Genomic DNA, 10626 nt, shown 5'->3' with positions numbered 1-10626 from the left:
TTCCTTGTTGTCGCCCTAAACCGCCCCCCCCCCGACATGGCCAACCTGGCCGGCCCCCCCCCCGACGGCGCCAAGGGCCGCGGGGACCTTTGGGAAAGCCCCGATCTCGCCCCATGGCTGACCCTGTATGTCCTTGTCTGTACATTTTTGGGTGCTTACAGGGTGTGATTCGGACCACGCAGATTGGGCGTAACACTCCGGGAAACAGCGCGATGACCTAAGAGGTGACAGCCGAGGAGGGAATACGGACGCCGTTTGCGGCGCTGTGCATCTTCCCGGTCCCGCCCGCGCCGTCGGCCCAATCCCCAAGCCGGCGGTCGGCTCCTGTCCGTCCTGGACGGGGCCGGAAGCCGTTTTCCAACGTTCCGAGAGGTTGTTCGTGTCGGCCAGCACATCCCGTACGCTCCCGCCGGAGATCGCCGAGTCCGTCTCTGTCATGGCTCTGATTGAGCGGGGAAAGGCTGAGGGGCAGATCGCCGGCGACGATGTGCGTCGGGCCTTCGAAGCTGACCAGATTCCGGCCACTCAGTGGAAGAACGTACTGCGCAGCCTCAACCAGATCCTCGAGGAAGAGGGTGTGACGCTGATGGTCAGTGCCGCGGAGCCCAAGCGCACCCGGAAGAGCGTCGCAGCGAAGAGTCCGGCCAAGCGCACCGCCACCAAGACGGTCGCGGCGAAGACGGTGACCGCAAAGAAGGCCACCGCCACCGCCACCCCCGAGGCGCCCGCCGCCGACACGCCCGTCGAGGACGACGCCGCGAAGGTCGCTGCGAAGAAGGCGGTCGCCAAGAAGGCGGCGCCCGCGAAGAAGACCGTCGCCAAGAAGACGGCGGCCAAGAAGACCAGCGCCAAGAAGGACGACGCCGAGGTCGTCGAGGAAGAGGTGCTCGAGGACGCCCCCAAGGGCGCCGACGAGCCCGAGGGCGCCGAGAGCGCGGGCTTCGTGCTCTCCGACGAGGACGAGGACGACGCGCCGGCCCAGCAGGTCGCCGCTGCGGGCGCCACCGCCGACCCGGTCAAGGACTACCTCAAGCAGATCGGCAAGGTCCCCCTGCTCAACGCCGAGCAGGAGGTCGAGCTCGCCAAGCGCATCGAGGCGGGCCTGTTCGCCGAGGACAAGCTGTCCAACGCCGACAAGCTGGCCCCGAAGCTCAAGCGCGAGCTGGAGATCATCGCCGAGGACGGCCGCCGCGCCAAGAACCACCTCCTGGAGGCCAACCTCCGTCTGGTGGTCTCCCTGGCCAAGCGCTACACCGGCCGCGGCATGCTCTTCCTGGACCTCATCCAGGAGGGCAACCTCGGTCTGATCCGCGCGGTCGAGAAGTTCGACTACACCAAGGGCTACAAGTTCTCCACGTACGCCACCTGGTGGATCCGTCAGGCGATCACCCGCGCCATGGCCGACCAGGCCCGCACCATCCGTATCCCGGTGCACATGGTCGAGGTCATCAACAAGCTCGCGCGCGTGCAGCGCCAGATGCTCCAGGACCTGGGCCGCGAGCCCACCCCGGAGGAGCTGGCCAAGGAACTCGACATGACCCCCGAGAAGGTCATCGAGGTCCAGAAGTACGGCCGCGAGCCCATCTCCCTGCACACCCCGCTGGGCGAGGACGGCGACAGCGAGTTCGGTGACCTCATCGAGGACTCCGAAGCGGTCGTTCCGGCCGACGCGGTCAGCTTCACGCTCCTGCAGGAGCAGCTGCACTCCGTGCTCGACACCCTGTCCGAGCGCGAGGCGGGCGTCGTCTCGATGCGCTTCGGTCTCACCGACGGTCAGCCGAAGACCCTCGACGAGATCGGCAAGGTGTACGGCGTCACGCGCGAGCGCATCCGCCAGATCGAGTCCAAGACCATGTCGAAGCTGCGCCACCCGTCGCGTTCCCAGGTGCTGCGCGACTACCTCGACTAGGTCGCCGACGTACGACACCGAAGGCCCGGTTCTCCCGCGTGGGGGACCGGGCCTTCTCGTGCCGTCGCGCAGGTGCGGGGTGTGACGGGCTGGATCACTCTGGGTCTCCCACGACCATCCCAGAGTGAGGAGCTCGTATGCGTCGTCCCTTTGTCCGGGCGCTGGCCCGGCCGCTGGCCCTTGTGGCCGCGGCGACCGCAATACCGTTGCTTTCCACTGCCCCAGTGGCCGCCGACAGCGTTGTCATAGGGAGTTTCCCGATCGACGTGTCGGAGAGCCCGTGGACGGTGGCGCTCTCCAGCCGTGACCGGTTCGGGGGTACGCGGGCGGGGCAGTTCTGCGGCGGTGTGGCCATCGGCCGTACGACCGTGCTCACCGCGGCCCACTGCATGGCTGAGGACGTCCTGGGGGCGCCGCCGGAGCGCGTCCACGACCTCAAGGTCATCGCGAACCGTACGGATCTGCTTTCGGATCGCGGCCGGGAGATCTCGGTACGCGACGTCCAGGTGAGTCCGACGTTCGACAGCGACAGCAACGCCGAGGACTTCGCCGTGCTCACCCTCGCCACACCGCTGCCGCGCAGGTCGGTCATCGCGATGGCGGCCGCCGGCGACCCTGCGTACAAGCCGGGCACGAGCGCGACCGTCTCCGGGTGGGGAGATCTCACCGGTGGCGGTGACTACGCACACAGTCTGCGGGCGACACGCGTGCACGTGCTGCCCGACGCCCGGTGCGAGGAGGCGTATCCGGGCAGCGCCGACGGCACGTACCAGGCCAAGAGCATGTTGTGCGCCGGGGAGGCGGGAGGGGGCCACGACGCCTGCCAGGGGGACAGCGGTGGGCCTCTTGTCGCCCAGGGCAAGCTCATCGGGCTCGTGTCCTGGGGGAGCGGCTGCGGTCGTGCGGGCAGCCCAGGCGTCTATACGCGTGTGTCCGAGGCTCTACGAGGGATGAGTCGGCGCAGCGGCGGCAGGGCCCACTGACGGTGCCCAGGCGGCATCCGGGGTACGAGCGCGGGCGGCGCGGTCCCTGAAGGCAGGGGCCGCGCCGCCCGTACCGGCCTGTGCCGGAGCTGGCTCGTCGTATGTGCGAGGTATCAGCGCTCTTCTTCGGAGGCGGATGCCGGAACGGACGTCAGCCGCTCCGTCTCGTCCTGTATCTCAGCGGCGATCTTCTTGAGTTCCGGCTCGAACTTGCGGCCGTGGTGGGCGCAGAAGAGCAGTTCTCCGCCGCTGAGCAGGACAACGCGCACGTAGGCCTGCGCGCCACAGCGGTCGCAGCGATCGGCGGCCGTCAGTGGGCTCGCGGGGGTCAGAACAGTAGTCACGTCGCCTCTTCTCTAGCTCGACGAGCTGTCGTACCAGGGTCAACATCCAACCAGCCCTAAAACGTTCCCGCCCCGGGCTTTTCCTCGAAAAAATCTTTCGAGGCCGGCTGTCTGCTGCCGGTTGGCGGCGAATGTGCCGTATTGCGTGTCTGTGTGTCGTACGGGTTCGCGCAGTCTGTCAATGTCTGGTCCTCCCGGCTGGCTTGCCGGTTGTTCATGAGGACGTGCCCGGAGCCTAAATGGTTCATGCCTCGAAGGGAACGTGATATGTACTTCACTCCATCGAGGGATCGAACATGCATGCGACTCTGGACTAGTCTTAACTCAAGACGAGGGTGGCGTTACAACGGCTCTACCAGGCCTCGGTACCCTCTTGACGGCGACCGAAGCCGGGTCCTTACCCACCAGGGCCCCACCTGAAATTCAGCGAGGAGCGAACCGCGTGACCGCCGAGACGTCCGTGCCGTCCACAGCGCTGCTGGCAGGAGCAGACCGGGACGGTTCCAACTACACCGCGCGGCACCTGCTCGTCCTCGAGGGGCTCGAGGCCGTGCGCAAGCGCCCGGGCATGTACATCGGGTCCACCGACAGCCGCGGTCTGATGCACTGCCTGTGGGAGATCATCGACAACTCCGTCGACGAGGCCCTCGGGGGCTACTGCGACCACATCGAGGTGATCCTCCACGACGACGGCTCGGTGGAGGTCCGGGACAACGGCCGGGGCATCCCGGTCGACGTCGAGCCCAAGACCGGTCTCTCCGGCGTCGAGGTCGTCATGACCAAGCTGCACGCCGGCGGCAAGTTCGGCGGCGGTTCGTACGCGGCCTCCGGCGGTCTGCACGGTGTGGGCGCCTCTGTGGTGAACGCCCTGTCGGCCCGCCTGGACGTCGAGGTGGACCGCGGCGGCCACACCCATGCGATCAGCTTCCGGCGCGGCGTGCCGGGTGCCTTCGCCGGGAACGGACCCGACGCCAAGTTCGAGGCCACCAGCGGGCTGCGCAAGGCGAAGCGGATCCCCAAGACCCGCAGCGGCACGCGCGTGCGTTACTGGGCCGACCGGCAGATCTTCCTCAAGGACGCCAAGCTCTCCCTGGAGAACCTGCACCAGCGTGCCCGTCAGACGGCGTTCCTGGTGCCCGGCCTGACCATCGTCGTCCGTGACGAGTTCGGGCTCGGCGAGGGCGGCAGCAAGGGCGAGGAGTCCTTCCGCTTCGACGGGGGCATCAGCGAGTTCTGCGAGTACCTGGCGAGCGACAAGCCGGTCAACGACGTCCTCCGCTTCTCGGGCCAGGGCACCTTCAAGGAGACGGTCCCGGTCCTGGACGACCACGGCCAGATGACGCCCACCGAGGTCACCCGTGAACTCGGCGTCGACGTCGCCATGCGCTGGGGCACCGGCTACGACACGACCCTGAAGTCGTTCGTCAACATCATCGCCACCCCCAAGGGAGGCACCCACGTCGCCGGCTTCGAGCAGGCGGTCACCAAGACGATGAACGAGGTGCTGCGCGCGAAGAAGCTGCTGCGCGTCGCCGAGGACGACATCGTCAAGGACGACGCCCTCGAGGGCCTCACCGCGGTGGTCACCGTCCGCCTCGCCGAGCCCCAGTTCGAGGGCCAGACCAAGGAGGTCCTCGGCACCTCGGCGGCCCGCCGCATCGTGAACACCGTGATCTCCAAGGAACTCAAGGCGTTCCTGACCTCCACGAAGCGGGATGCCGCAGCGCAGGCCCGTGTGGTCATGGAGAAGGCCGTCGCCGCTGCCCGGACGCGCATCGCGGCGCGCCAGCACAAGGACGCCCAGCGCCGGAAGACGGCTCTGGAGTCCTCGTCGCTGCCCGCGAAGCTGGCCGACTGCCGCAGCGACGACGTGGACCGCAGCGAACTGTTCATCGTCGAGGGGGACTCCGCGCTCGGCACCGCCAAGCTGGCGCGGAACTCCGAGTTCCAGGCTCTGCTGCCGATCCGCGGCAAGATCCTCAATGTCCAGAAGTCGTCCGTGACCGACATGCTCAAGAACGCCGAGTGCGGCGCGATCATCCAGGTCATAGGAGCCGGCTCGGGCCGGACGTTCGACATCGACGCGGCCCGCTACGGCAAGATCATCATGATGACCGATGCCGATGTGGACGGCTCGCACATCCGGACCCTGCTGCTGACGCTGTTCCACCGGTACATGCGGCCCATGGTCGAGGCGGGCCGGGTGTTCGCCGCCGTGCCGCCGCTGCACCGCATCGAGATCGTCCAGCCGAAGAAGGGCCAGGACAAGTACGTCTACACCTACTCGGACCGTGAACTGCGCGACAAGCTGCTGGAGTTCCAGAGCAAGGGCATCCGCTACAAGGACTCCATCCAGCGCTACAAGGGCCTCGGCGAGATGGACGCCGACCAGCTGGCCGAGACCACCATGGACCCGCGACACCGCACCCTGCGCCGGATCAACCTCTCCGACCTGGACTCCGCGGAGACGGTCTTCGATCTGCTGATGGGCAACGACGTGGCACCGCGCAAGGAGTTCATCTCCAGCTCGGCGGCGACGCTGGACCGGTCGCGCATCGACGCGTAGGCGTTGCGCCGGGCCGGAGGGCTCGGCCGGGATGACCATGGTCGTCGTACGTCGGCTCCACCCGTGGGTGGAGCCGACAGCCGTTTGCGGATCCACCCACGATCCACCCCTGCTCCGATCTGCTGACCTGCGGACTTCCGTAGCGTCGAAGGCGTCGACGGCACTCGCTGCCGACTCCCCTCTTCGCTCACGGAGGCTCTGATGTCCGGGCTCGTCAACGCGCTGGCGATCGCGGCTGTCGTCGTTCTCGTAGTCGTGCGGCAGTTCCGCGCGCAGCAGATCGGCACGGGCAGGCGCTGGTGGCTGTTGCCTGTGATCCTCGCCGTAGTGGCGCTCCGCGAGCCCGGCATCGTCGACGCCCACCACCGCACGGAGTCGGTCGTCCTACTGGGTGCCGAGCTGCTCATCGGCCTTGCCACCGGGGCCGGATGGGCCTGGACGACCCGAATATGGGCGGAGCCGGACGGAAGTGTGTGGAGCAAGAGCACCAAGGCGAGCGTGAGCGTCTGGATCGTCGGTATCGCCCTGCGTGTCGGCCTCTTCGCCCTCGGCGCCCTGATCGGCGTCCATCAGGACAGCTCGGCCCTGCTCGTCGCCCTCGCGGCCACCCTCCTGGTCCGCTCCGGGATCCTGGTCTGGCGGGCGCAGTCCGTGGCTCCCGCGGACGGTGGGGGCACGGCGTACGGTGACTTCATGGTCCGCCCCGCGCGGAAGGAGCGCGTGTGACGCAGAACGCCTGGATGCGCTGGCCCTCGCGGGAGGCGCTCGGGCGGGCAGATATCTCGCGACCTCGGCGCATGCTCGCCTGGGTCGTGAGGTTGTTCGCCCTCTCCATCCTGCTGTGGGGCGCCTTCAACAGCAGCCGGGTCCACGGCTGGGTGACGGTCGTGGGTGGCCTCGGTGTGGTCGTGGCCGGAGTACTCGCGTGGGCCCTGTACCGGACCACGTTCCAGCACAGGCTCTGGCCCTCCCTCGGCATCCTGCTTGCGCTCCTGGGACTGGCCGTCGGCGCCCAGGCCCTGGGCTTCCGGGCACCGGCGCTCGTCCTCTGGTGCGGCTGCGCCGTCACCGCGCTGGAACGGCTGCCGCTGGCGGTCGCGTGGCCGACGGCCTCCGTGGCCCTCGCGTCCTACGCCGCGGTCGACAACGACGTGTGGCTGACCACGGCGGCCACGACGGCGGGCCTGGCCCTGGCCGGCTACGTCCTGCGCCTCGACGCCGAAGCCCGGGGCAGCGCCCAGCGCCTGCTCGCCCAGGAGCGTGCCGCCCGGGCAGCGGAGGCGGAGTCGGCGGCGCTCGCGGAGCGGGCCCGGATCGCACGGGAGATCCATGACGTCCTGGCGCACAGCCTGTCTGCCCAACTCGTGCACCTGGAGGCAGCCCGGCTGCTCATCGAGCGGGGCGCAGGCCGGGACCAGATCCTGGAGCGGGTGGTGGCGGCAAGGGGCATGGCCCGTGACGGTCTCGACGAGACGCGGCAGGCGCTCTCGGCGCTGCGCGGAGAGCTGACTCCGCTGGAGGACTTCCTCTCGCAGCTCGTCGGTGCGTCGGCCGGTGCCGAGGTCACCATTACGGGTGAGCGCAGGCAGCTGCCCGCGGAGGCGTCACAGGCGGTGCGCAGAGTCGCGCAGGAGGCCCTGACGAACGTGCGCAAGCATGCGCCGGGCGCCAAGGTGCGGGTGCGGCTCGACTACAGCGACCATCAAGTGACGCTGGATGTACGGGACTCCGGCGGTACGCCGGGCGAACTCGCCGGGGCGGGCGCCGGGTACGGTCTGCTGGGCATGCGCGAGCGTGCCGAGCTGTTGGGCGGCTCGCTGGAGGCAGGGCCGGGCGAGGAGGGGTTCGCGGTGACGCTGAAGGTGCCTGTATGACGGAAGGGACGGAGGCGCGGCCTGCGCGCGTAGTGGTCGCGGACGACCAGACCGTGGTGCGTGAGGGCATCGTGATGCTGCTGGGCCTGCTGCCCGGGGTCGAGGTCGTCGGTGCCGCGGGGGACGGGGACGAGGCGGTGCAACTGGTGGCGGAACTCGCCCCGGACGTGGTGCTGATGGACCTGCGCATGCCGCGCTGTGACGGGGTGGAGGCGACCCGGCGCATTCGCACGCGGTACCCGGGGACGCAGGTCGTGGTGCTCACGACGTACGCGGATGACGAGTCCCTGTTCCCGGCGTTGCGGGCTGGGGCACGCGGCTATCTCACCAAGGACGCGGGCGGGGACGAGATCGTACGGGCCGTGCAGAGCGTGCTGTCCGGGGACGCCGGGCTGTCGCCGAGCATCCAACGGCGGCTGCTGGAGCGGCTGTCTGGTCCGGAGCCGCAGCCGCCGGCTGCGACGGAAGCGCCGGACGGGCTCACCGCGCGCGAGACCGAGGTGCTGCTGCTGATCGCCGACGGCCTCAGCAACCAGGAGATCGCCCGCAAGCTGCATGTCTCCACCGCGACCGTGAAGACTCACATCAACAACCTCTTCGCCAAGACGGGGCTCAAGGACCGTGCCCAGGCGGTGCGTTACGCGTATGCGAAGGGGCTCGCGCGGCCGCCGGCGGGATGAGTCACCTGATGGGGTGAAGAGCGCGGAGAAGAAGAGTCGGGGACCTTGCCGTTCTGTCCATCCTTGGGCATGCAGTCAAGCAACGACCGCCCCCGCGGAGGCGGGGGCGGCGCCGATGGTTCGGCCGAGCACCGCGATCATGCCCCGTCCCCCGCAGAGGCTTCCGGAGGTGCCAGGTACGACGACCCGTGGTACGACGCACTCGCCTCCGGATGGGGCGAGTCGGACGGCGTGGGCAGCCCCGTGCCCGAGGCCGGGCCTGAGCGCCGGACGAGCGAGGACGAGACGGCCGCTGCGGCCGACGTGTATCTCGAGGTGCAGCGCAGCGCGGCGTTCCAGGACGTGCGCAGCAGATACCTCAGGTTTGTCGTGCCGGGAGTCGTTGTCTTCCTCGTCTGGTACGTGGCATACCTCGTGACCGCCACCACCGCGCCCCGGCTGATGGCGCACCCCGTGGCCGGCGCCATGAACGTGGCGATGCTCGCCGGGCTCGGACAGTTCCTGAGCACCTTCCTGTTCGCGTGGGCCTACGCGCGGCACGCGCGGCTGCGCCGCGACCGGGCCGCGCTGGAACTGCGGTGGAACACCCAGGAGTTGACGCGGGGAGTCCGAGGTGGTGCCTTGTGACGGGCGACCATCAGACGCTTGCGCTGTTTCTGTTCAGCGTGTTCGTCGCCATCACGCTGGCGATCACGACGTGGGTGAGCCGTAACCGACGGGGTTCGGCCGAGGAGTTCTACGCGGGCGGGCGTCTCTTCTCGCCCATGGAGAATGGTTTTGCCATCGCGGGGGACTACATGTCGGCCGCTTCCTTCCTGGGTGTCACGGGGCTCATCGCGCTCTTCGGGTACGACGGACTGCTGTACGTGGTCGGCTTCCTCGTCGCCTGGCTGCTGGTGCTCTTCCTCGTCGCCGAACTGGTACGCAACTGCGGGAGGTTCACGCTCGCCGACGTGATTGCGGCGCGGATGAGGGAGCGGCCCGTGCGGATCGCGGCGGGAACTTCCTCGGTCACCGTGTCCGTTCTGTATCTGGTGGCGCAGATGGTGGGGGCGGGCAGCCTGGTCGCCCTGCTGCTCGGGGGCACGAGCGCGGCGGCGCGGGCCTGGACCGTCATCGGTGTCGGCGCGCTCATGGTGATCTATGTGTCGCTGGGAGGGATGCGGGCCACCACGTGGATCCAGATCGTCAAGGCGGTACTGCTGCTCGCGGGAACGGTCGCGTTGACCGTGCTCGTCCTGCTCCGGTTCCACGGCGACTTCGACCGGCTGCTGCTGACGGCGGCCGCGCGCAGTGGTCACGGCGATGCGTTCCTGGCCCCGGGGCTGAAGTACGGCGGGGACTGGACCGCCCGCCTGGACTTCATCAGCCTGGGGCTCGCCCTGGTGCTGGGCACGGCAGGGCTGCCGCACATCCTGTCCCGCTTCTACACGGTGCCCACCGCCCGGGCCGCGCGGTGCTCGGCGCTCTGGTCGATCGGGCTCATCGGCGGCTTCTACCTGATGACGATCATCCTCGGCTTCGGGGCGGCCGCGATCGTCGGGCCGGATGCGGTACGCGGGTCGAACGCAGCCGGGAACACGGCGGTCCCGCTGCTGGCGCTCGCCCTGGGCGGCGGCGCGAACTCCACCGCAGGAACGGTTCTTTTCGCGGTCGTCGCCGCCGTCGCCTTCGCCACGATCCTCGCGGTGGTCGCCGGAATCACGCTCGCCTCCTCTGCGTCCGTGGCCCACGATCTTTACGCGTCATTGCGGCGCAGCCGGGCCGAGCCGCGCAGCGAAGTGGCCGTGGCGCGCGTCGCCTCCGTCGGCATCGGCGTGCTCGCGATCGCCCTCGGTCTGCTGGCCCGCGACCTCAACGTCGCCTTCCTGGTCGGCCTCGCGTTCGCGGTCGCCGCGTCCGCGAACCTCCCGGTGCTGCTCTACTCGCTGTTCTGGCGCGGCTTCACCACCCGCGGTGCCGTGTGGGCCGTATACGGCGGGCTGGTCCCCGCGCTCGCCCTCGTCGTGCTGTCGCCCGTGGTCTCCGGCAGTCCGGAATCGCTGTTCCCGGCCGTCGACTTCCAGTACTTCCCGCTCCAGAACCCCGGCCTGGTGTCGAGCCCGATGGGTTTTCTCGCGGGCTGGCTCGGCACGGTCACCTCCGACGAGGTCCCCGACGAGGCCAAGCACGCGGAGACCGAGGTGCGGGCGCTGACGGGAGCGGGGGCCGCCTAGGAAACGCCGCCGCCCTCAACGTCGTAGGAAACGCGCCTGATCGACACGCGCCTG

The 10626-nt window shown here is 69.2% G+C and carries 9 protein-coding genes; 8 read left to right on the top strand and 1 reads right to left on the bottom strand.

Features of this window, described 5'->3' with window-relative positions; genetic code table 11:
- The first annotated feature begins 379 nt into the window (after positions 1–379).
- Both ABT254_RS43065 and ABT254_RS43060 read left to right on the top strand, forming a co-directional pair.
- The gene (locus ABT254_RS43065) at positions 380–1909 is read left to right on the top strand and encodes an RNA polymerase sigma factor (protein WP_351483154.1); all 1530 of its coding nucleotides are present in this window, start codon (positions 380–382) and stop codon (positions 1907–1909) included.
- Positions 1910–2046: 137 nt separating this feature from the next.
- Positions 2047–2892 carry a S1 family peptidase gene (locus ABT254_RS43060; protein ID WP_351483152.1) on the top strand — a complete coding sequence of 282 codons (846 nt, stop codon included), beginning with the start codon at positions 2047–2049 and terminating at the stop codon, positions 2890–2892.
- Positions 2893–3005: 113 nt separating this feature from the next.
- Here the strand turns inward: ABT254_RS43060 and ABT254_RS43055 are convergent, their stop codons facing one another.
- Positions 3006–3236: a DUF7455 domain-containing protein gene (locus ABT254_RS43055; RefSeq protein WP_030945102.1), complete on the bottom strand. Its 231-nt coding sequence runs from the start codon at positions 3234–3236 to the stop codon at positions 3006–3008.
- A gap of 442 nt (positions 3237–3678) precedes the next feature.
- On the opposite strand from ABT254_RS43055, the gene ABT254_RS43050 reads away from it, so the two are divergent.
- The 6 genes from ABT254_RS43050 to ABT254_RS43025 all read left to right on the top strand — a co-directional run bounded on the left by ABT254_RS43050 (position 3679) and on the right by ABT254_RS43025 (position 10572).
- Positions 3679–5802, top strand: coding sequence for a DNA gyrase/topoisomerase IV subunit B (locus ABT254_RS43050; protein WP_351483148.1), 2124 nt, complete (start codon positions 3679–3681; stop codon positions 5800–5802).
- A 201-nt stretch (positions 5803–6003) separates the two neighbouring features.
- Entirely contained in the window at positions 6004–6528 is a 525-nt protein-coding gene (locus ABT254_RS43045) for a DUF1453 domain-containing protein (RefSeq protein ID WP_351483146.1), read from the top strand.
- On the top strand, positions 6525–7676 hold the full coding sequence (locus tag ABT254_RS43040; RefSeq protein WP_351483144.1) for a sensor histidine kinase: 1152 nt from the start codon (positions 6525–6527) through the stop codon (positions 7674–7676). The genes ABT254_RS43045 and ABT254_RS43040 overlap by 4 nt, the downstream gene beginning before the upstream one ends.
- Positions 7673–8356, top strand: coding sequence for a response regulator transcription factor (locus tag ABT254_RS43035; protein ID WP_351483142.1), 684 nt, complete (start codon positions 7673–7675; stop codon positions 8354–8356). The genes ABT254_RS43040 and ABT254_RS43035 overlap by 4 nt, the downstream gene beginning before the upstream one ends.
- 69 nt (positions 8357–8425) lie before the next feature.
- Positions 8426–8983, top strand: a complete 558-nt coding sequence (locus tag ABT254_RS43030) for a DUF485 domain-containing protein (protein ID WP_351483140.1) — start codon at positions 8426–8428, stop codon at positions 8981–8983.
- The gene (locus tag ABT254_RS43025; RefSeq protein WP_351483138.1) at positions 8980–10572 is read left to right on the top strand and encodes a monocarboxylic acid transporter; all 1593 of its coding nucleotides are present in this window, start codon (positions 8980–8982) and stop codon (positions 10570–10572) included. The genes ABT254_RS43030 and ABT254_RS43025 overlap by 4 nt, the downstream gene beginning before the upstream one ends.
- Positions 10573–10626 lie beyond the last annotated feature (54 nt).

The organism is Streptomyces sp. NPDC001137 (genome assembly GCF_040298885.1).
Taxonomy (GTDB): domain Bacteria; phylum Actinomycetota; class Actinomycetes; order Streptomycetales; family Streptomycetaceae; genus Streptomyces.
The sequence above is the reverse complement of the archived record's forward strand: the minus strand, read 5'-3'. Positions and strand labels throughout refer to the sequence as shown.